This window comes from Salipiger sp., assembly GCF_048261495.1.
Lineage (GTDB): Bacteria > Pseudomonadota > Alphaproteobacteria > Rhodobacterales > Rhodobacteraceae > Salipiger.
In genome coordinates this window covers 501,034-522,038 of the sequence record NZ_JBLXFX010000001.1, presented here as the reverse complement: position 1 = coordinate 522,038, position 21,005 = coordinate 501,034, and the positions used below count along the sequence as shown (strand labels likewise).

Below are 21,005 nucleotides of genomic sequence, written 5' to 3'. Positions count from 1 at the left end.
CAGCGATGGATCCGGAAGAGGTCATCGCCCGCCGCGTCGCGAGGGAGATCCGCCCCGGCACGCTGGTGAACCTCGGCATCGGCATACCGACGCTGGTCTCGGATCACCTCGACGAGCGCCTCGGCGTGTTCTTCCAGGCCGAGAACGGCGCCGTCGGCATGGGGCACCGCCCGCCCGAAGGCATGACGGACCGGCACCTCACCGATGCCGGCGGCAGCTTCGTCTCGGCGGTCCCCGGCGCCTCGATCATCGATTCCGCCTTCTCCTTCGGTCTGATCCGCGGAGGACACCTGGATCTCACCGTCCTCGGCGGCCTGCAGGTCGACGCGAAGGGCCGCCTGGCCAACTGGATGATCCCCGGTCGCTTCGTCCCCGGAATGGGTGGCGCAATGGACCTGGTGACGGGGGCGAAGAAGGTGATCGTCGCCATGCGTCACCGTGCAAAGGGCGTTTCCAAGGTCGTGCAGGAGTGCGACCTCCCCCTGACCTCGCAGCGCCGGGTCGACCTGATCGTGACCGAACTCGCGGTGATGAAACCGATGGACGACGGCCTCCACCTTCTGGAAACCGGCCCCGGCATCGGCGTGGACCGCGTCGTCGCCGCAACGGATGCCGCGCTGGTCATCACGGGCCGCATTCCCGAAATGAATCTTTCCGGGTCCATCTGACGATGGACCTTTCGGGGGGCTCTGCCCCCTCGCCCCCCCGGGATATTTCAGGCCAGAAGAAATCCCGGGAGCTTCCTGCGGCTTCTTCTGGCCGGAAATATCCCCGCCGGAGGCTGTCGGCCCCTCACCACCGGAAGGACGCCGGGCAAGAAAAATGGCGGAGACACGCACCTCCGCCATTTCGGTATTCAGAATTCCGGGGCGTCAGACCCAGGGGCGCGATTGGGCCAAACCGGTCTCGAACGTGTCGATGTCGGAGACCTTGGCCATCGTGAGGCCGATATCGTCGAGCCCCTCCATCAGGCAGTGCTTCTTGAAGGGGTCGATCTCGAACCGGAACTCCTCGCCGTCGGAACTGGTCACGACCTGGTTTTCCAGGTCCACGGTCATGCGCGCGTTGGAGCCTTTTTCGGCATCCTTCATCAGCACGTCCACGGCTTCCTGCGGCAGAACGATGGGCAGCATGCCGTTCTTGAAGCAGTTGTTGTAGAAGATGTCGGCGAAGGAGGTCGAGATGACCGCCTTGACGCCGAAATCCGCCAGTGCCCAGGGCGCATGTTCGCGCGAGGAGCCGCACCCGAAATTGTCGCCGGCCACGATGACCTGCGCCTCGCGGTACTGCGGCTTGTTCAGCACGAAGTCGGGATTCTCGGCACCGTCGTCGAGGTAGCGCATCTCGGCGAAGGCATGCACACCGAGGCCGGTGCGCTTGATCGTCTTCAGGTACTGCTTGGGGATGATCATGTCGGTGTCGATGTTCACCAGCGGCATGGGCGCCGCGATCCCGGTCAGTTTCTCGAACTTGTCCATCTGTTCTCTCCTCAGGCCGAGACCGGCTCATCCATCAGTTCGCGCACGTCGGTGAGGTGTCCGGTCACCGCAGCCGCCGCCGCCATCGCGGGGGACATGAGGTGGGTCCGGCCGCCACGACCCTGACGGCCTTCGAAGTTGCGGTTCGAGGTGGCGGCGCAGCGTTCGCCCGGGGACAGTTGGTCCGGGTTCATCGCGAGGCACATGGAGCAACCCGCGAGACGCCATTCGAAGCCCGCGTCGATGAAGATCTGTGCGATGCCCTCTTCCTCGGCCTGGGCCCGGACGAGACCCGATCCCGGCACGACCATGGCGCGGATGCCCGGTGCGATCTTGCGGCCCTTGAGGATCGCAGCGGCGGCGCGGAAATCCTCGATCCGGCCGTTGGTGCAGGACCCGATGAAGACCGTGTCGATCTTGATGTCGGTCAGCTTCTGGCCGGCTTCGAGCCCCATGTAGGCCAGCGACCGGCGGGCCGCCTCGACTTTGCCGCCCTTGAAATCCTCGGCGGCGGGAACCGATGCGGTGATCGGCAGCACGTCCTCGGGAGAGGTGCCCCAGGTCACGACCGGGGCGATGTCCTCGCCCTTGAGCGTGACGACCTTGTCCCAATGCGCGTCCTCGTCGGAGAACAGCGTCTTCCACCACGCGAGCGCGGCTTCGAACTGGGCGCCCTTGGGGGCGTGGGGACGGCCCTTCACGTAGTCGAAGGTCTTTTCGTCCGGCGCGATGAGACCGGCCCGGGCGCCGCCTTCGATCGCCATGTTGCAGACGGTCATGCGGCCTTCCATCGACAGGTCGCGGATCGCTTCGCCGCAATATTCGATGACATAGCCGGTGCCGCCCGCGGTGCCGGTGGCGCCGATCACGGACAGGGTGATGTCCTTGGCGGTCACGCCGGGGCGCAGCTTGCCGGTGATCTCGACCTTCATGTTCTTCGATTTGGCCTGGATCAGCGTCTGCGTGGCGAGCACGTGCTCGACCTCGGAGGTGCCGATGCCGTGGGCCAGCGCGCCGAAGGCGCCGTGGGTGGCGGTGTGGGAATCGCCGCAGACCACGGTCATGCCGGGCAGGGTCCAGCCCTGTTCGGGGCCGACGATGTGCACGATGCCCTGGCGGATGTCGCTCACCGGGTAGTAATGCACGCCGAAATCCTTGGCGTTCTTGTCGAGCGCTTCGACCTGGATGCGCGATTCCTCGTTCTCGATGCCGTTTTCACGGTCGAGCGTGGTCGGCACGTTGTGATCGGGCACCGCGATGGTGCGTTCGGGCGCGCGGACCTGGCGGCCCGCGATGCGCAGGCCCTCGAAGGCCTGGGGCGAGGTGACCTCGTGCACGAGGTGACGGTCGATGTAGAGAAGGCAGGTGCCGTCTTCGTCCTGCTGGACGACGTGGGCATCCCAGATCTTGTCGTAGAGAGTCTTGCCGGACATGGGTCTGGTCTCCGGAAATGGCGAATTTGGCTATGGCTGGGCGCGGGTCGGCCTGCGCCCTCGGCGGGCTCGGGCAGGCTTATAGACGCGCCAGAACGGTAAAGCTGGCGCCGTGGAACCGTTCACGCAGTCGCATGTGGTCACAGAGATCGAAAACCCGGGTCATGGCGGGGAAATACAGGGAGTCCCCCTTTCGATCAAGTGGTCGTGGAACCTGCCCGAAAAAACGGCGAGCGACGAAAATGTCCGCCGGGATGCCGCGGCCGGCGGAATTCGTGCCGGCAAGGGGCGCGGCGGCAGTGTCGCGGCAAGGCATCGGCGGGGCGTCCGCCGGGACGCCCCCGGTCACGCCGGGCGCGCCGAGGGCCGCTCTCCCCTTGCCCTGCCCGGCGGGGGCTGCCACGCTGGTCGCGAAGGGAGACGGCCCGGCGATGAACCAGACCGAAGCGGACCAGACACCTCTGGAAATGTTGGAAGAGATCCTGCGCAGCCTGCTGGCGTGGGGCGAGTTCTATCTCAAGATCTTCGCCCGCGAATGGAACCTCTACCAGATCCTGATCGCCGCGGCGCTGTTCGTCGGGGCGGCGCTGATCTCGCGCACGGTGGGACCGCGTATCCGGGCCTGGGCGGCGGCGCGGGGCTGGCCGGTCTGGCAGATGCGGACCTTCATCATCGTGCACCGCCGGTTGCGCATGATGATCTTCACGCTGATGATCTGGGTGACCTACGGCATCATGCAGCAGGCGACCTGGCCGTCGCGCTCCTACCTGCTCGGGGTGATGGCGAACCTGTTCACCGCCTGGCTGGTGATCGCCTTCGCGACGCGGCTGATCGCCAACCCGCTGATGCGCTCCATCGTGCGCTACGGCGCCTGGGCGGCGGTGACGCTGCACATCCTCGGCCTGTTCGACGAGACGCGCTCCATCCTCGAACGGCTGGCGATCCGCATCGGCGATTCGAACCTCAGCGTCTGGCTGGTGGTGCAGGCGCTGATCATGGTGGCCGGGCTCATCGCCATCGCCCGCGCCCTGGCCACCGTTTCCGCCGCGCGGATCCGGCGGAACGAGGACATCTCGCCCTCGATGCAGGTACTGGCGGTCAAGCTGCTGCAGGTCGCTCTTTACGGAACGGCCTTCTTCATGGGGCTGAAGCTGGTCGGCGTCGACCTGACCGGCCTCGCCGTGCTGTCCGGTGCCATCGGCGTCGGCCTCGGCTTCGGCCTGCAGAAGGTGGTGTCGAACCTGGTGTCGGGGGTCATCATCCTGCTCGACAAGTCGATCAAGCCGGGGGACGTGATCTCGCTCGGCGAGACCTTCGGCTGGATCAACGCGCTCGGCGCCCGGTATGTCTCGATCACCACGCGCGACGGCAAGGAATACCTGATCCCGAACGAGGACCTGATCACCGGGCAGGTGGTGAACTGGTCGCATTCCAACGACTTCGTGCGGCTCGACATTTTCTTCGGCACGGCCTACGGCGACGATCCCCACCTGGTGCGCCGCATCGCCATCGAGGCGGCCCAGAACGTCAAGCGCGTGCTCGGGGACCGCCCGCCCGTCTGCCACATCGTCGGCTTCGGCGATTCCTCGGTCGACTACATCCTGAGGTTCTGGATTTCCGACCCGACCGGGGGGCTCACCAACATCCGGGGCAATGTCTACCTGGCGCTCTGGGACGCCTTCAAGGAACACGGCATCTCCATCCCCTTCCCGCAGCGCGAGGTGCGCCTTCTGGGCGACGGGAAACCGCCGGCCGACCCGCTTCCGGACTGATCGCGTTAGCGGTTTGAAAAGCTTTCCGGGGCACCCTCCGGACCATGCGAGAATCCGAACCAGACTGGCACGACCCGGCCCTGCACGCCTACCGCGACGGGTCCTGCCCCCATGTGCCGCCGCGTGGCGAACGCGTCAGCGCACCCGGCACGTTCCCGCGCCTCCGGGAACGCCTGCGCCGCGTCCTTGCCCCGCCGGAGGGTCAGGCAAGCTCCGCCCGCAGCATCCCGCGGAAATGACGCAACGGAGGAACGGCGCGCGCCCCGGTTGCGGCTGACAACCCGGCGGCGGGCCGCCATAGTCGCCCCGGAACAGTTGCCGGAGGGGATCATGACGGACGACATCGTAATTCTTGGCGGGGCGCGCACGGCCATCGGCACCTTCGGAGGCGCGCTGTCCGGAGTGCCGCCGATCGACCTCGGTGCCACCGCCGCGAAGGCCGCGATGGAGCGCGCCGGAGTCGCGCCGGACAGGATCGGCACCGTGGTGTTCGGCCATGTGATCAACACCGAACCCCGCGACATGTACCTCAGCCGCGTTGCGGCGATGACCGCAGGTGTGCCGGACAGCGTTCCCGCGATGAACGTGAACCGGCTCTGCGGGTCCGGTGCCCAGGCCATCGTCTCGGGCGCGCAGGCGCTGATGCTCGGCGATGCCGATTTCGCCCTGGTCGGAGGTGCCGAAAGCATGTCGCGCGCGCCCTACATCGCGCCGGATGTGCGCTGGGGCGCCAAGATGGGCGATATCCGGATGCTCGACATGATGCTCGGTGCGCTGAACTGCCCGTTCGGCACCGGCCACATGGGGATCACCGCCGAAAACGTCGCCGACGAGCACGGGATCACCCGCGAGGCGCAGGATGCCTTTGCGCTGGAAAGCCAGACCCGCGCGGCGCGGGCGATTGCCGACGGCATTTTCCGCGACCAGATCGTGCCGGTCGAGATCGCGACCCGCCGCGGCTCGGTCACGGTGGATACCGACGAACATCCCAAGGCGACCTCCGCCGACAAGCTTGCCGGGTTGCGGCCCGCCTTCCGCAAGGATGGCAGCGTCACGGCGGGCAATGCCTCGGGCATCAACGACGGCGCCGCGGCGCTGGTTCTGGCGCGGGCCTCTGCCGCGCAGGCTGCGGGGCTGACGCCCAAGGCGCGGATTCTCGGCTATGCCCATGCCGGCGTGCGGCCCGAGGTCATGGGCATCGGTCCGGTCCCGGCGGTCGAGGCCCTGTTGGCGCGCACCGGCCTCGGGATCGGTGATTTCGACCTCGTCGAATCGAACGAGGCCTTTGCCGCGCAGGCGCTTGCGGTGAACAAGGGTCTCGGCCTCGACCCGGCAAGGGTGAATCCGAACGGCGGCGCCATTGCGCTGGGCCATCCGGTCGGCGCGACCGGGTCGATCATCACGGTCAAGGCCCTGTACGAACTCGAGCGCACCGGCGGGCGCCGGGCGCTGATCACCATGTGCATCGGTGGCGGGCAGGGCATCGCCCTCGCGATCGAGCGGATCTGAGACGGCTCAGCGCAGTTCGATGGACACCCGCCCGGAGCGGCCGGTGGCGTCGATCACGGCAAGGGTGGCAAAGCCCGGCCCGGTGAGCGGCGCCAGAAGATCGGTGCCGCGCAGGCCGGTGGCGATGACCTCGCCATCGGCGAGCAGCGTATAGGGCGGGGTGCCGCCGCGCAGCTTCACCGGCACACCGCGCGGGTCCGGCGCGAGGCGGGCACCGTCCGGCGGAAAGGCCAGCGTGAGCGGGTCCCGATCGACCTCGGTGCCGCCGAAGCGTTGCAGATGTGCCGGCAGCGCGCCGTTTCCCACGATCAGCGTGTCGGGCGGCGGTGCCGGCAGCGGCTCGGGCTTCGGCCCGGTGCGGCCGAGCGCCTCGAACAGCAGCGGCGCGGCGAGATCGCCTCCGAACGCGCCCGGCACCGGCGTCCCGTCCGGCCGTCCGATCCAGACTCCCGCCACGAACCGCCCGTCCCAGCCCAGCGCCCAGGCGTCGCGATGACCGTAGGAGGTGCCGGTCTTGTAGGCCACGCGCCCGGACGGACCGGCATGGGCGGGGGGCGCGATCCCGGCAAGGATGTGACCGATCTGCCAGGCCGACCGCGGGCTCAGCAATCGCGCGGCCACGCCCTCGGGCTGGTCGAGTTGCCAGCGCAGCGGGCGGGCCTGTCCGTCCCGGGCCAGCGCGGCGTAGAGGGTCAGCATGTCCGACAGCGTCAGTCCGACGCCTCCGAGGCTCACCGCCAGCCCGGGCCGCCCCGGAGGCAGTTCGGGACGCAGCCCCGCCTTGCCCAGCGCCGCCATCAGGTGCGCCGGGCCCATGGCATCGGTCAGCCGCACCACCGGGATGTTGAGCGACATCTGCAGCGCGCGCGAGATTCGCACCTCGCCCCGGAACTGCCCGTCGAAATTCTGCGGCGCATAGGTGCCGAATTGCACCGGGCTGTCCGCGATCAGCGTTTCCGGATGCGCAAGCCCCCGGTCGAAGGCCAGCCCGTAGACCAGCGGTTTCAACGTCGACCCGGGCGAACGCAGCGCCTGCGTCATGTCCACGAACCCCTGCCCCCGGGTTTCCGAATAGGCGGGCGATCCGACACTGGCCAGAATCTCTCCCGTCCGGTGGTCGGCCACCATGATCGCGAGAGACAGGCGCGGGTCCTGCCGGGCCATGTAGTCGCGGGCGAGCGTTTCGAGGCTTTGCTGAAGGTCCCGGTCGAGGGTCAGATCGTGGCGGCCCGGCGCTTCGGCCACGGCCCGGTCCGCCATGTGAGGCGCCAGCATCGGCACCGGACGCCGCTGCGTCGGCGCGGGATCGCGGCGCGAGGCGCGGGCGGTTTCCGCGTCGATGACCCCGGCCCCGGCCATGCGCTCCAGCACCCGGTCGCGCGCGATGCGGGCGGCTTCGGGGTGGCGGTCGGGGCGGCGGCTTTCTGGCGCCTGCGGAAGCGCGACGAGAAGCGCCGCCTCGGCCGGCGTGAGGCGGCGCGGTTCCTTGCCGAACCACGCGAGCGAGGCGGCCCGGAGACCTTCGACATTGCCGCCGTAGGGGGCCAGTTCCAGGTAGAGCTGCAGGATCTGGTCCTTGCTCAGCCGCCGTTCCAGCGCGAGCGCAAGCCGGGTCTGCCGCAGCTTGCCCTGCCAGGCGCCGGTGGTCCCGTCCTCGAGCAGCCGTGCCACCTGCATCGTCAGGGTCGAGGCGCCGGACACGATGCGCCCGTGTCGCAGCCCCTGCCAGACCGCACGCGCCGTCGCCATGGTGTCGAACCCCGGATGCTCGCGGAACCGCTTGTCCTCGTAGGCGATGAGCATGTCGAAGAACATCGGGTCCACCTGGTCCAGCGACAGCGCCATGCGCCACAAGCCGTCCTCGACCGTGTAGGCCCGCAACAGCGCGCCGTGGCGGTCGCGCACCTCGGACGAGGTGGCGTGCACGAGAACGGGAATCGCCGTCCGGTCGATCCAGTCGTCGACCGCGTCCCGCCCGAGCGCCACGCACCACAGCACGACGACAAGGGCGGCCAGTCTACGCACCTGCGCCTTCCCAGAGGCCGGGGTAATGCGTGACGAAGCCGTGCGGGTCCGTTGCAAGATGCGTGGCATAGCCGGATTCCTCGGCCGTGTAGGCCACGAGGTTGCCGCGCTCGCGCGTGTAGCTCTGCGACAGGGGGGTGACCATCGGCCCCGGCAGCCGCAGCCAGGCCGAGCGCGTCATCAGGCGTCCGACCTCGGGCAGGCGGCGCATCGGCATGAGGTTGGTCGCCGGGGTGAAGGCAAAGTCGATGTCCTCGCAGCCCTCGAGCTGCGGCTGGGGCACGCAGTTCATCGCCCAGGCGCCGTCACGGACGGTAAAGCGCAGCGCGACCTCGCCGCCGCCGTAAGTGCCCGAGACATCGGCGCTGCGGGTGATCCAGTCCGGCCCGGTGCGCACGATGTAGTCGAGCGCCGCCCAGCCGCTGCCGTCCCGGAACCGGGCATGACCGACCAGCATGTACCCCCCGTCGAGGTGGGCAAGGCGGCACTTGTCCTCGCCATCCCGGTCGAGGGCCTTCCAGCGGGTTGTCGCGATGGTTCCCGTCATTCGATCACCAGCGTGCCCGAGGCGGTCGTGGCGCGGTAGTCCGGCCGGTACATGTCTTCGACCAGCGCCGCCGGATGGTGGAACGTGCCGGGAGAGATCGCCCGCACGATATAGGCCAGCCGGATGGGCGCATCCCCGGACTGGTCCACCGCCGCAAGAAAGCGCTCCGCGCGGAACTCCGTATGGATGGCTTCGGACGGCTCCAGCCAGTCGAGGGCGCGGATGTCCCCGGCGCGGATCAGGTCGGGGTTGTCGATCTCGAACCCTGCCGGAAGCGCGTCGTCGATCATCAGACGTGCGCCGGTCTTTTCGGCGGGACGGACGGTCAGCACGGTGACGAGCCGGTCGCCCCGGCTGACCGGGCCTTCGACCGGTTCGCCGGTCATCGAGAAATAGTCCCGCGTGATCGCATAGCCGTATCCTCCCGCAGCGGTTTCGCCCAGCGGCACGCCGAGCGTGGTCAGGGTGACGGGCGTCGGCGCGGTGCCGCTGTTGGCGATGCGCACCGGAACCAGCGCGCCGCCTTCGATCCGGCGCACGAAGGGGCCCGCCACCGGCGCGCCGTCAAGGGTGATGCCGCCCATCGAGGGGTCCTCCACCATCGCCTGTGCCGCCAGCAGCGTCCACGACATCTCCTGCGTCGACAGGGGACGGGTGGCGGCGGCAATGCGCGTCACCAGCGCATCGGTGTCGAGCGCATCGGAGCGCGCTTCGACCGCCAGCGTCAGCAGGCCCGCCGCATCGCGCAGCGGCGTACCGTAATCGGCGCGGTAACTCTGCGGCACCTCCTGCGGGATGCGCGCGATCCGTTCGGCTGCCTTGGCGAACATCCGGTCGGCGCGGGTCTGGTCGCCGTAGCTTGCCAGCGCCGCGCCCAGTTGCGCCTGCGCCATCGGCGTCGCGAAATTGTCGGCCCGTTCGTCGGCGTAGTATCGCAGATCCCCGACGTTGGCGCGCCCCTCGCGCGCGAGGACCAGCAGCGCATAGGCGATCTCCTCTCCGCCGTTGTCGAAATCCGCCGCGTAGGAGATCTGGTTGCGCAGGTTGTCGACGGCCATGGTCAGCGCGGTTTCCGGCACATCATGGCCCTGACGCCGGGCACGGGTCAGGAAATCGGTGACATAGGCATCGAGCCAGAAATCCCCCGAATCCGCGTACCACAGGCCGAAGCCGCCGTTCGGCGCCTGCCGCGTCAGGATGCGGGTGATCGCCTGCGACACCCGGAGGTCGATCAGGTCCTTGCCGCCGAGGCCCAGCGGCTCGGTGATGGCGGCGAGATACAGCATCGGCAGCGCCTGGGAGGTTACCTGTTCCGTGCAGCCGTAGGGATAGCGGTCGAGCGCGGCAAGCATGCCCGGCACGTCGAACCGCGCCAGCGGCCCGGCCGAGACCAGAACCTCCGCGGTGTCCGGCCTGAGGCCCGTCAGCACCTCGTCGTCGAGGGAGAAGGTCTCGCCCGGCGACAGGGTGAAGCGGCGCGTCGTGCCCGTCGCCGGATCGTTCGCACGGATGCCGATGGCCAGCGTCTTGGTCAGACGCTTGCCGTCGGGGGTGGTCATCGCCACGGTGATGCCGTGATCGCCCGCCTCTCCCGCCGTGATCGGCAGGCTCAGACGCTGGGTTTCACCGGCCGCCAGGGTGATGGCGGCGGGGATGCTCTCGGGCGCCAGCGTCACCCCGTCCGAGGTGACGTCGAGGCCGACCTCGCCCTCGGGGCCGGTGGCATGGGTGATCTCGAGCAGCATCCGGGTGCTGTCGCCGGGCGCGAGAAACCGCGGCAGCGAGGCCTGCAGGACCACGGGATCGCGGACCAGCACCTCGGCCTCGGCCTGCCCGACCGCCGTCGCGGTCCAGGCCAAGGCCATGAGCTTTACCGTCCCGTTGAAATCCGGCATGTCGAAGGACACCCGCGCCGTTCCGTCCGGACCGACCGTCACCGCGCCGGAGAAGAAGGCCACCAGTTCCTCGGTCGGGGGCGGAGCGGCGAGACGCATGCCGTTGTCCGCGTCGCCGCCGGACCGGACCTGCCCCATCGCGCCGTTCATGCCGTCGATCAGCCGTCCGTAGATGTCGCGGATCTCGACCCCCAGGCGCCGCTGGCCGAAGTAGTGCCCCGCCGGATCTGGGCTGCGGAAGCCGGTAAGGTTCAGGATGCCCACATCCACCGCCGCGACGGTGACATGGGCGGTGTCTCCTGCGGCAAGTCCGTCGACACGCACCCCCGCCTCCAGCGCAGCGCGCGGGGCGCTTTCGGCGGGCGCGTCGAGCGCGACGGACAGCCTGCGGGCGCCGGGGTCGATCGCGGCATGGGCGAGGCCGAGGCTGCGGGCCGGATTGCGCGCCGCGCTCACGTCCATCGGGCGGATCACCTGCGCGGTGACATAGGCGCCCGCGCCCCATTCCTCGGTGACGGGGAGGTCGATGACGCTGGCGCCCTCGGGCACCTCCACCGCGGTCATCGCGATCACCCGGTCGGAAAGCACGGTGACCAGCGCCTTGCCCGCATACCGCGGCACGATGCGCAGATGCGCGGTATCGCCGGGACGGTATCCCGGCTTGTCCAGCGACAGCTCCAGCGTGTCGGGGGTGGCGACGGCATCGGCGGGCGCATACCAGCCCGCGTCGAACCCGACGGAGGAAGCGACATAGGCGCCGCCGGTCCGCTCGACGACCAGTTCGTATTCGCCCCAGCCCACATCGGCGGCGACACGCTGCGGCCCGTCGCCCAGGGACGCGGTTCCGCCGGCGACCAGTTCGCGGGTGGTGACCGGCTCCCACTCCCAGTTGCCGTAAAGCTCGTACCATTGATAGCGCGTGTTCACGCGGTTGATGCGCCAGGCCACCTCCATCGGAACCGGCGACAGATCGGGGCCGAAGGATTGCAGCAGGAAGCTTGCTTCGCCGCCTTCGGGCAGGGTGCCGTCGAATTCCGGGCGTATGCCGATCAGCGGGCCGGAGGCCGCGACGGGATGCAGGAGGCTCCGCTCCACCGGGCGGCCCGACCCTTCGGCCACGCGCATCGTCACGCGCGCCTCCTGCGGCAGTCCCTCGACCTCGGGATCGGGCAGGGTCAGCGGCAGGGTCGCAAGGCCGTCGGCCCCGGTGCGCAGGTCGCCGGGCAGGGCACGGGTCTGCGGGTTCGCGCCGGCGTCATGGCGGCCGAAGCGGTAGCCCGGCAGCGCATCCAGCGTCGTGCGGGGCAGCAGCGTGACCTCGCCCTCGATGGCAAGGTCGGCACCCGGCGCGCCGAACAGGTAGCGCGCGGTGACGGTCAGCAGCGGCGGCGCGAGCGGGTCGATGGGCGCCTCCGGCAGGGCGAGGTCCACGTCGATGCGCTCGGGCAGGAAATCCTCGACCAGCAGGGTCGAGGTCGACAGCGGTTCGGCCTGCGGATCGCCGTAGAGCGCCAGCCGCCATGTGCCGCGCGGCACCGAGGGCGCCAGCGGCAGGTGGAAGACATGCCCGCCGTCAATCCCGCCGGTCGAGGTTTCGCGGGTATATTCCACGCCGTCCGGCCGCGTCAGGACCGCCGTCGCGGGCAGGCCGTCGACCGCGCGCACCTGCGCATCGCGGAGCAGCGCGGTGACATGCACGGTTTCCCCGGCCCGGTAGGCGCCGCGGTCGGTGGCAACGAAGGCATCGACCGGACCCGCAGGCGCGCGCCCCTCGACCCCGCGGTCGGAAAGGTCGAAGGCCGGATCGGTCAGCGACAGGAAGGCGAGGTCGTCCTCGCCGCGTTCGGCCATGACCAGCGCCGGTTCCGCCCCGCCGGTGCCACGCGTCAGGCCCGGCGCGAAACGCGCGACACCTTCGGCATCCGTCACAGCCGTACCGAGTTCGCGGTTGGAGCGCGACAGCAGCGTGACGCTCAGCCCTTCGAGGGGCGCGGCATCCGACAGCGCGCGGGCAAAGACCGTCAGACCGTCGGTGCCGCCCAGCGTCGTCAGCCCGATGTCGGACAGCACGAACCACTGGGTTGCGGCGGGCCGATCGTAGGGATCGGCGCCGGGCACCGCCGCCGACAGCGCATAGATCCCGGCCGGCATGTCGGCCACCACATCGCCCACCGGCAGGCGGGTCAGCACATCGGCATTGAGCCGGTTTTCCACCTCGCCCGTGCCGGTCCAGACCTCTTCCGCGATATCGCCGGCAAAGGATTGCTCCTGCCAGCCCGACAGCGGACGCCCGAAATAGCTGTCCTGGATCGCCCGGATCAGGTTGCGGTCGGCGATCCGCCGCAGCTTGAGGTCGATGGAGGAGAGGTTCACCGTCTCGACCGGCAGCCCCGCATCGGCGCTTTTCGGCAGCACGTAGGCACGGCCCGGAAAGCTGACGACGGGTTCGCGGTCGCGCACGTAGACGTCCAGCGCGACATCGCGCGCCAGCGCCTCTCCCTCTGCCGAGGGCAAACCAGCGCGGAAGGTCAGTTGGTAGCGCGCGCCGTGTTCGACCCCGGTGACACAGACCCGCCGGTCGTCCGATGTCACGGCGAGCCGCGCATCCGGCAGGCGCACGTAGGGTGCATAATCGACTCCGGCCCTGGCCAGCGTCTCGGAGAATTCGGCGCAGATCCGGGGATCGGCGCTGTCGGACTCCACCACGTGATCGACGATGCGGAAGCCGTATTTCGCGATGGCCGCGTCGAGCGCGCCGATCACGTCGTCGCGCGGAGAGATGCGTTCGGCCAACCGGAGCGTCGGCACCATGTCCTTGCCGCGCCCCGAGGCTTCCAGCGCCTCGGCAAGCCCGAGAAGGGCGGAGACGCGCTGCGCCTCCGGGCCCGCCCGCAGGTAGCCGTTCAGCGCCGCGAGCACCGCGCGCCGCGTGTAGGTGCCGCGCTCGGCCCCGTCGCTTCGAGCATATTGCAGGGACTGGCGCGCATATTCGAGCCAGAGGTCGGCACCGTCGCCTTGCGCCAGCGCGGCGCCGATCCAGAACACCGACTGGCGCAGGTTCCCCTTGGTGGCCGCGTTGCCCGCGGCATCCAGCAGCGCCTGAACGCTCCACTGCCCGCCGCCGTGACGCAGCCCCAGCTCCGACGCCTCGGCCAGGGCGGCGTCCAGGTCTTCGGGCCGGAGGAAGGACAGATCCTCCCGGCGGTCGCGCGCCGTTGCCATCGCCGCGGGGTCGGTCTCCCGGACCACGGCCGACACGGCGCCTTCGTAGGGGCGTTCCTCGAGCACGGCGGATTTCGGGAAACAGGAACCGGAGCGCGCATTGAAGGTGAAGGCGCGACAGTCCCCGGAGTTCAGGCACAGGTTGGAGCAGGCTTCGAGCGTGGTGTCGAACAGCGCCTGCAGATCCGAGCCGTAGAAATCGACGTCGCGGGTGACGACCAGCCGCTTGTCCGGCATCGCCTCCTGCGCGCTGAGGGACATCGTGGCACAAAGACCCGCGATCAGAGCCAGAGCGAAAAGGCGCATGAAATCTCTCCTGCCGTCCGATCCCTTCATCGTGCACAGGCTTGGTGTCGATGCAACGATTCCCCGAGGATTGATTAATCCGATCTTCACCCGGCCCGACGCATTCTTCGCGCGTTTGCGGAAGGGTCTGCGACGTATGAGCATGACAGTGCGCCTGGCCGAGGAGCGCCGCGCCAGACTGGCGGCGGAACGCCTGCTTGAACTCAAGCAGGCGGAATTGTTTGCGGCCAACCGGAAGCTCAACAAGCATGCCAAGGATCTGACCCACCAGATCACCGAAACCCGGGCCGAAATCACCGAAACCCGCGCCGAGATCACGGAGGTGCGGAGCGAGAACCAATGGGTGAAATCGCAGCTCGGCCTTGCCCACCAGAAGATCGAACTGGTCGAGGGGCAGCTCTGGAAGGCCCTTCAGACCATGCGCGACGGTTTCGCCATGTTCAATTCGGACGGCCTGATGGAACTGGCGAATCCCGCCTATCTCAACCCGTTCGAGGATCTGGACACCATCGGCCCCGGCGCAAGCTACCATCACGTCCTCGACATGATGGTGGAGGAGGGCATCGTCGACCTTCAGGGGGAGGCGCCGCTGTCCTGGCGCGCGCGGATGCTCGCCCGCTGGGAAACCGACCCGATTCCGCCCGAGACGATCCGGCTCTGGACCGGGCAGTTCGTCAAGATGCAGGATCGCCGGATGGAGGACGGCGGCCTCGTCAGCCTCTGGTTCGACATCACCGAACTGATGCGCATGTGGTCCGCGATCGAGGAAATGCCCGACGGCTTCGTGATCTATGATTCCGAGGACCGCCTGCTGATGTGCAACGAGCCGTATCGCCAGCTTTATGCCACCAGCGCCCCCGCCATCGTCCCCGGCGCCTCGTTCGAGGATATTCTGCGCTACGGGCTCGGGCACGGCCAGTACAAGGATGCCGCCGGTCGCGAGGAGGAGTGGCTCGAGGAGCGGCTCGCCGCGCATCGCGAAGCCTCCCAGGAACTGGAGCAGAAACTGGACGACGACCGCTGGCTCAGGGTCTACGAACGCTCGCTCTCGGATGGCGGGCGGGTCGGGCTGCGCATCGACATCACCGACATCAAGCGCACCCAGGTCGAACTGGAGGAGGCCAAGCTCAAGGCAGAGATCGCGAGCCGCGCCAAATCGACCTTCCTCGCCAACATGAGCCACGAGATCCGGACCCCGATGAACGGCGTCGTGGGCATGGCCGACCTGCTGATGGAAACCGACCTTTCGGACGAGCAGAAGCTCTACATCGAGACGATCCGCAATTCCGGCGAGGCGCTTCTCGTCATCATCAACGACATCCTCGACTATTCCAAGATCGAGGCCGACAAGCTGAAGCTCAACCCGGAACCCTTCGATCTGGAACGCGCGGTGCACGAGGTCATCATGCTGCTGCAGCCGACGGCGCGGGACAAGGGCATCGACCTGCTGGTCGACTTCGACATGTTCCTGCCGACCCGGTTCATCGGCGACCTCGGACGCTTCCGCCAGATCCTGACCAACCTCGTCGGCAATGCGGTGAAATTCACCACCAAGGGGCACGTTCTGGTGCGCATCACCGGCGCGGTCGAGGATACCGGCACCGCGGCCATTCACCTGACCGTCGAGGACACCGGCATCGGCATCGCCGAGGACAAGCTCGTCCACGTCTTCGGAGAGTTCAACCAGGTCGACGACGAACGCAACCGCCGCTTCGAAGGCACCGGGCTGGGCCTTGCGATCACTCGGCGGCTCGTCGGCCTCATGGGGGGCGAGGTCTGGGTCGAATCGGAGCTGGGCAAGGGGTCGTGCTTCGGTCTGCGCGTGGTGCTGCCGACGGACGAACCGGCGCCGTTCGATACGGCGCATCTGCCACCGGACCTGAAACGCGTTCTGGTGGTGGACGACCACGCCGTGAACAGATCCATCCTGTCGAAACAGCTGGGCATCCTCGGGCTGGAAACGACCTTCTGCAAGACCGCGGACGAGGCGCTGGACCTGATGGCCGATCCTCCCGACCTGGTCATCGCCGAACTGGATCTGCCGGGGATGGACGGGCTCGAACTGGCCCGCCACTTCCGGAGGTCCGGCCTGACGGTTCCGGTCCTGCTGGTGGCCTCGAACCCCGCCGGCATCCTGTCACGGGCAGAGGCGGCGGGCGTGGTCGCCGTCCTCCAGAAACCCGCGCCGCGCCGCGCGCTGTTTTCCGCGCTCGAAGCGGCCGCCGCGCGTCACGCCGCTCCCGATCCCGCAGCGCATGTGCCGCCCGACGACACGACCGACACCGCCGCGACGGGCAAGGCGCTGTTCCGCCACCGGACCAAGGCCGCACCGCCCCCGGCGCGGGAACTGGACATCCTGCTGGCCGAGGACAACCGCACGAACCAGCTGGTCTTCCGCAAGATGGTGCAGAAGCTGGAGGTTCCGATGCAGCTGCGCATCGCGAACAACGGGCTTGAGGCCGTCGAGGCGTTCGAGGACCGTCGCCCCGACATCATCTTCATGGATATTTCCATGCCGAAGATGGACGGCAAGCAGGCCACGCGCGAAATCCGCCTGCTCGAAGGATCGGGTCCCCGCGTGCCGATCATCGCGGTCACCGCCCATGCCATGCAGGGCGACCGCGACGGCATCCTCGAAGCCGGGCTGGACGACTACCTGACCAAGCCGCTGCGCCGCGCCGAACTGTCGGTTCTGCTCGAAAAATGGTCCGCAGCGGCGCTTCAGGCGGAATAGGGCCGCACGAAGGCCGGGCGACCCGGCGCCGACAGTTCGGCGGAATAGGCATAACCGCCGCTGTCGAAATCGCGCAGACTCTCGGGCTCGGTCAATCCGTGCTGCAGGATGTAGCGCGCCATCGCACCCCGCGCCCGCTTGGCGAAGAAGCTGACGATCTTCGGCGTGCCGTCCTTGTCCTCGAGGAACTGCGGCGTGATCACCCGCAGCCCGAGCGCGGCTTCGGGCACCGCGCCGAAATATTCCTGGCTGGCGCAATTCACCAGGGTATCCGTCCCGAGCGCCTCGCCCTGCGCCTTCAGCGCCTTCGCGATGCGCGTGCCCCAGTAGTCATAGAGCGACGTGCCCCGCCGCGTCTTCAGCCGCGATCCCATCTCGAGCCGGTAGGCCTGGATCGCATCCCGCGGCCGCAGCACCCCGTAGAGCCCCGACAGGATGCGCAGCCGCTCCTGCGCGCGGTCCATCTCCTCGCGATCCAGCGACCCGGCATCCAGCCCCATGTAGGTGTCCCCGGCAAAGGCCAGCGCGGCGGGCCGCAGGTCGTCGCCCGCCGGGGTGTCGGAAAAGGCGCGGAAGCGGTCCCGGTTGAGGCGGGCAAGGTCATCCGACAGCGACATCAGCGCCTTGAGATCGCGCAGCGTCAGGTTGCGCGCCGTCCTGGCCAGCCGTACGGCATCCTCGCCGAAGTCCGGCTCCGTCATCGGAACGTCGACGGCGCTCCAGTCGAGCCGTTTGGCGGGCGAGATGACGATGAGCATGGGCAAATCCTCCGGCAGTCCGAAGCGGCATCTAATCCGCTTGCGCCAGAACGTCCAGAAAGGCGGGGCCGAAACGCTCGACCTTCTGATCGCCCATGCCCGAGATCCGCCCCAGATCCTCCAGCGATCGCGGCCGCCGCTCGGCGATCTGGCGCAGGGTCGCATGGCTGCAGGTGAGGTATTTCTCGGTCCCCTCGCCACCGCGCGCGAGGTCGAGCTGCACCTCCTGCAGCGCGTCGAAGAGCGACCCCGCCTCGCGTCCGGCCAGCTTGCGGCGGGCCGGATGCATCTCTTGTCCGGCGCCGGTGATGACGGACAGGAAGTCGGACCCGTAGCGCTCCAGCTTCTTCGCGCCGACGCCGTTGATCCGCGCCATGTCGTCCAGGCTCGCCGGCCGCTGCTCGGCCATCTCGATCAGGGTGCGGTCCGGGAAGATGACATAGGCCGGCACCGAAGCCGCCTCGGCCAGCGCGCGCCGCTTGGCCTTGAGCGCCGACAGCAGCGGCGCGTCCTCCTCAGACACCAGCGTCTTGACCTGCGGCCGCCGCTCGGCCGCCTTGTCCACCACGTCGCGGCGCAGCTGGATCGCCTCCTCGCCGCGCAGGATGGGGCGTGCCGCCTCGGTCATCACCAGGGCGCCGTGCCGCTCGGCATCGGGCCGCACCAGGTCGTGCCCCATCATCTGCCGGAACACCGCCTGCCATTGCCCGCGCGTGAGATCGCGCCCGACCCCGAAGGTGGGCAGCTGATCGTGGCTGCGCTGGCGCACCTTGTCGGTCTCGTTCCCGATGAGAATGTCGATCAGATGCCCGGCGCCGAAACTCTCGCCGGTCCGCAGCGCGGCCGACAGGGCCTTGCGCACCGCCTCGGTGCCGTCGAACACCTCGGGCGGCCGGTCGCAAAGATCGCAATTGCCGCAATCGCCCGCCGCGTCCTCGCCGAAATAGCGCAGCAGGGTGCGGCGACGGCAGCCCAGCGCCTCGGCCAGACCCAGCAGCGCGTTCAGCCGCCCGTGATCCGCCGCCCGCCGCTCCGGCGGCGCAAGTCCCTCGTCGATCTGCGACCGCCGCAGGCGGATATCCTCGGGACCGTAGAGCGTCAGCGTCTCCGCGGGAGCGCCGTCGCGCCCGCCGCGCCCGATCTCCTGGTAATAGGCCTCGATGCTCTTGGGGAGGTCGGCATGCGCGACCCAGCGGATGTCCGGCTTGTCGACGCCCATGCCGAAGGCCACGGTGGCCACCACGATCAGCCCGTCCTCGGTGGCAAAGCGTTCCTCGACGTGGCGCCGCGCCTCGGCCTCCATCCCGCCGTGGTAGTAGCAGGCAGGATGCCCGTCCTCGCGCAGGGCCTGCGCCAGCCCTTCGGTCTTGGCCCGGGTGCCGCAATAGACGATCCCGGACCGGCCCCGCCGCGCGGCCGCAAAGGACAGGATCTGGCGCCGCGGCTGGTCCTTGGCCCGGAACATCAGGTGCAGGTTGGGCCGGTCGAACCCGCGCAGAAAGCTCAGCGGCTCGGCGCCGTCAAAGAGCCGCCGGGCGATCTCTTCCCGGGTCTCCTGGTCGGCCGTTGCTGTAAAGGCCGCCAGCGGCACGTCGAGCGCCCGCCGCAATTCGCCGATCCGAAGGTAATCGGGGCGGAAATCGTGCCCCCATTGCGACACGCAATGCGCCTCGTCCACCGCGATCAACCCCACCCCGGCCTGCATCAGCATCCGCTGCGTTCCGCCGGAGGCCAGCCGTTCCGGCGCGAGGTAGAGCAGCTTCAGCGTGCCGTCGCGCAGCATGTCCAGAACGGCGGAGGTTTCCTCCTCCGTATTGCCCGAAGTCAGCGCACCGGCCGCGACACCGGCCTCCCGCAGCCCGCGCACCTGGTCCCGCATCAGCGCGATCAGCGGCGAGATCACCACAGTGACCCCTCCCCGCATCAGCGCAGGTAGCTGGAAACACAGGGACTTTCCCCCGCCGGTCGGCATGATGGCCAGCACGTTCTCGCCCCGCGCCACCGCGTCGACGATCTCGCCCTGGCCGGGGCGGAAGGCGTCGAAGCCGAATACGTCTTTCAGTAGCGCCTCTGGCGCCGCCACATCGCGGGGCATGGGGAAACCTGTCGAAGTCCAGCGGGATCTGCTCTGGTCAGGACAGTCTCACACTAGGATTCGGTGAACAAGGCCGGAACCGCCGCCCACCTCCCGGCATCTTCTGGCCCGAAATATCCCGGGGAGTCCGCCGCAGGCGGACGGGGCAGAGCCCCCGACCACGTCAGTAGCTGTAGAAGAACCCGGCGTTGTTGGCGAGGATGATTCGGATGGCATAGATCGCGATCAGCGCCACCAGCGGCGCAAGATCGAGCCCCCCCATCGGCGGAAGCACCCGGCGGATCGCGGAATAGGCCGGCTCGAGGATTCGGTTCAGCCCGTACCAGATCTGTCCGACCAGCGGCTGACGCACGTTCAGCACCTGGAAATTGATCAGCCAGCTCATGATCACATGCGCAATGATGAAGAACCAGACCACATCGAGGATCAGCATCAGGATCTGGAACAACGATTGCATGGGCCACTCTACCTCGTCTGACAATTTCGCGACCACAGGTAAGCACCGGGGCCGCAAAGGGCAAGAGTGCCGCGAGGTCGTGGTTGACGCCGGTCCGCACCGCGTCAGGGTGACCGCAAAAGGAGACCTCGCATGTATCCCTTGCTGCGCATGGCCAAGGAGCTCTGGATCAGCCGCAACCTGCCCCCGCTCGCGCCGGGCGAGACCCATGTCTCGCACCATCTCTGCTGGCCTTGGGATCTCGACCTCTGGAAAGAGCTCAACAACGGCCGCACGCTGACCCTCTACGATCTCGGCCGCATTCCCCTCGCCCGGCGCTCCGGGATGGTCGCGGTGCTGAAACGCGAAGGCTGGGGCCTCACCATGGCCGGCGCGGTGGTGCGCTACCGGCGCCGGGTTCGGGCCTTCGAACGCTTCGAGATGCGGTCCCGCCTGATCGGGTGGGACGCGAAATTCATGTATCTCGAACAGAGCATGTGGAAACGCGACGGCGAATGCGCGAACCACGCGGTCTACCGCAGTGCCGCGACCGGTCGCACCGGCATCGTGCCCCCGGACCGCCTCATGCAGGCGCTGGGGATCGAGGCCGACTCTCCCCCGCTGCCGGACTGGGTCCGCGACTGGCTCGACGCCGAGTCGCGCCGCCCCTGGCCGCCGATGCAGACCGAGGTGCCCGCCCCGCGCACGCGGATCGCTCAGGCCGGAGAATAGCGGGCCTTTTCCCTTGCCTCGCCCCGGCCCGCCGTGTTTCCTCCGCGCGCGGACAGGGGGCTA

13 protein-coding genes are annotated in these 21,005 nt (G+C 68.7%); 5 read left to right on the top strand and 8 right to left on the bottom strand.

The genetic code is table 11. The annotated features are described in order from the left end of the window. The first annotated feature begins 5 nt into the window (after window positions 1-5). Complete coding sequence (locus ACN0RJ_RS02355) at window positions 6-668, top strand: 3-oxoacid CoA-transferase subunit B (RefSeq protein ID WP_417723406.1); 663 nt, start codon at window positions 6-8, stop codon at window positions 666-668. Between the two features lie 204 nt (window positions 669-872). Here ACN0RJ_RS02355 and leuD read toward each other — a convergent pair whose 3' ends face one another. After that, window positions 873-1,478, bottom strand: a complete 606-nt coding sequence (leuD, locus tag ACN0RJ_RS02350) for a 3-isopropylmalate dehydratase small subunit (protein WP_417723301.1) — start codon at window positions 1,476-1,478, stop codon at window positions 873-875. 11 nt (window positions 1,479-1,489) lie between these two features. Beyond that, the gene (gene leuC, locus ACN0RJ_RS02345; RefSeq protein ID WP_417718546.1) at window positions 1,490-2,911 is read right to left on the bottom strand and encodes a 3-isopropylmalate dehydratase large subunit; all 1,422 of its coding nucleotides are present in this window, start codon (window positions 2,909-2,911) and stop codon (window positions 1,490-1,492) included. A 431-nt stretch (window positions 2,912-3,342) separates the two neighbouring features. Between leuC and ACN0RJ_RS02340 the strand changes: the two genes are divergently transcribed. Continuing rightward, window positions 3,343-4,683 (top strand): mechanosensitive ion channel family protein, encoded by a 1,341-nt coding sequence (locus ACN0RJ_RS02340; protein WP_417723300.1) that lies wholly within the window; start codon window positions 3,343-3,345, stop codon window positions 4,681-4,683. Window positions 4,684-5,013: 330 nt separating this feature from the next. Continuing rightward, entirely contained in the window at window positions 5,014-6,192 is a 1,179-nt protein-coding gene (locus tag ACN0RJ_RS02335; protein WP_417723299.1) for an acetyl-CoA C-acyltransferase family protein, read from the top strand. Window positions 6,193-6,198: 6 nt separating this feature from the next. Here the strand turns inward: ACN0RJ_RS02335 and pbpC are convergent, their stop codons facing one another. Genes pbpC through ACN0RJ_RS02320 form a run of 3 tightly spaced genes read right to left on the bottom strand, consistent with a single transcriptional unit; the run spans window position 6,199 to window position 14,187 of the window. Beyond that, complete coding sequence (pbpC, locus tag ACN0RJ_RS02330) at window positions 6,199-8,217, bottom strand: penicillin-binding protein 1C (RefSeq protein WP_417723298.1); 2,019 nt, start codon at window positions 8,215-8,217, stop codon at window positions 6,199-6,201. Further along, entirely contained in the window at window positions 8,210-8,764 is a 555-nt protein-coding gene (locus ACN0RJ_RS02325; RefSeq protein ID WP_417718550.1) for a putative glycolipid-binding domain-containing protein, read from the bottom strand. Before ACN0RJ_RS02325 ends, pbpC begins: the two co-directional genes overlap by 8 nt. Continuing rightward, window positions 8,761-14,187: an alpha-2-macroglobulin family protein gene (locus ACN0RJ_RS02320; protein ID WP_417723297.1), complete on the bottom strand. Its 5,427-nt coding sequence runs from the start codon at window positions 14,185-14,187 to the stop codon at window positions 8,761-8,763. The genes ACN0RJ_RS02325 and ACN0RJ_RS02320 overlap by 4 nt, the downstream gene beginning before the upstream one ends. A gap of 136 nt (window positions 14,188-14,323) precedes the next feature. On the opposite strand from ACN0RJ_RS02320, the gene ACN0RJ_RS02315 reads away from it, so the two are divergent. Continuing rightward, the gene (locus ACN0RJ_RS02315; protein WP_417718552.1) at window positions 14,324-16,921 is read left to right on the top strand and encodes a response regulator; all 2,598 of its coding nucleotides are present in this window, start codon (window positions 14,324-14,326) and stop codon (window positions 16,919-16,921) included. Here ACN0RJ_RS02315 and yaaA read toward each other — a convergent pair. The 3 genes from yaaA to ACN0RJ_RS02300 all read right to left on the bottom strand — a co-directional run bounded on the left by yaaA (window position 16,909) and on the right by ACN0RJ_RS02300 (window position 20,231). Continuing rightward, window positions 16,909-17,679, bottom strand: coding sequence for a peroxide stress protein YaaA (gene yaaA / locus ACN0RJ_RS02310; protein ID WP_417718553.1), 771 nt, complete (start codon window positions 17,677-17,679; stop codon window positions 16,909-16,911). The two genes, ACN0RJ_RS02315 and yaaA, sit on opposite strands and share 13 nt — an antisense overlap. A gap of 31 nt (window positions 17,680-17,710) precedes the next feature. Then, entirely contained in the window at window positions 17,711-19,774 is a 2,064-nt protein-coding gene (recQ, locus tag ACN0RJ_RS02305; RefSeq protein ID WP_417723296.1) for a DNA helicase RecQ, read from the bottom strand. A gap of 163 nt (window positions 19,775-19,937) precedes the next feature. Next, complete coding sequence (locus ACN0RJ_RS02300; RefSeq protein ID WP_417718555.1) at window positions 19,938-20,231, bottom strand: YggT family protein; 294 nt, start codon at window positions 20,229-20,231, stop codon at window positions 19,938-19,940. A gap of 132 nt (window positions 20,232-20,363) precedes the next feature. Between ACN0RJ_RS02300 and ACN0RJ_RS02295 the strand changes: the two genes are divergently transcribed. Beyond that, entirely contained in the window at window positions 20,364-20,942 is a 579-nt protein-coding gene (locus ACN0RJ_RS02295) for a thioesterase family protein (protein ID WP_417723295.1), read from the top strand. Window positions 20,943-21,005: the final 63 nt, after the last annotated feature.

Excerpts from the sequence above, each read along its gene's own strand:
- ACN0RJ_RS02355 (WP_417723406.1), top strand. The coding sequence starts at position 6 with ATGGATCCGGAAGAGGTCATCGCCCGCCGCGTCGCGAGGGAGATCCGC.
- leuD (WP_417723301.1), bottom strand. The coding sequence starts at position 1,478 with ATGGACAAGTTCGAGAAACTGACCGGGATCGCGGCGCCCATGCCGCTG.
- leuC (WP_417718546.1), bottom strand. The coding sequence starts at position 2,911 with ATGTCCGGCAAGACTCTCTACGACAAGATCTGGGATGCCCACGTCGTC.
- ACN0RJ_RS02340 (WP_417723300.1), top strand. The coding sequence starts at position 3,343 with ATGAACCAGACCGAAGCGGACCAGACACCTCTGGAAATGTTGGAAGAG.
- ACN0RJ_RS02335 (WP_417723299.1), top strand. The coding sequence starts at position 5,014 with ATGACGGACGACATCGTAATTCTTGGCGGGGCGCGCACGGCCATCGGC.
- ACN0RJ_RS02325 (WP_417718550.1), bottom strand. The coding sequence starts at position 8,764 with ATGACGGGAACCATCGCGACAACCCGCTGGAAGGCCCTCGACCGGGAT.
- ACN0RJ_RS02320 (WP_417723297.1), bottom strand. The coding sequence starts at position 14,187 with ATGCGCCTTTTCGCTCTGGCTCTGATCGCGGGTCTTTGTGCCACGATG.
- ACN0RJ_RS02315 (WP_417718552.1), top strand. The coding sequence starts at position 14,324 with ATGAGCATGACAGTGCGCCTGGCCGAGGAGCGCCGCGCCAGACTGGCG.
- yaaA (WP_417718553.1), bottom strand. The coding sequence starts at position 17,679 with ATGCTCATCGTCATCTCGCCCGCCAAACGGCTCGACTGGAGCGCCGTC.
- recQ (WP_417723296.1), bottom strand. The coding sequence starts at position 19,774 with ATGCCCCGCGATGTGGCGGCGCCAGAGGCGCTACTGAAAGACGTATTC.
- ACN0RJ_RS02300 (WP_417718555.1), bottom strand. The coding sequence starts at position 20,231 with ATGCAATCGTTGTTCCAGATCCTGATGCTGATCCTCGATGTGGTCTGG.
- ACN0RJ_RS02295 (WP_417723295.1), top strand. The coding sequence starts at position 20,364 with ATGTATCCCTTGCTGCGCATGGCCAAGGAGCTCTGGATCAGCCGCAAC.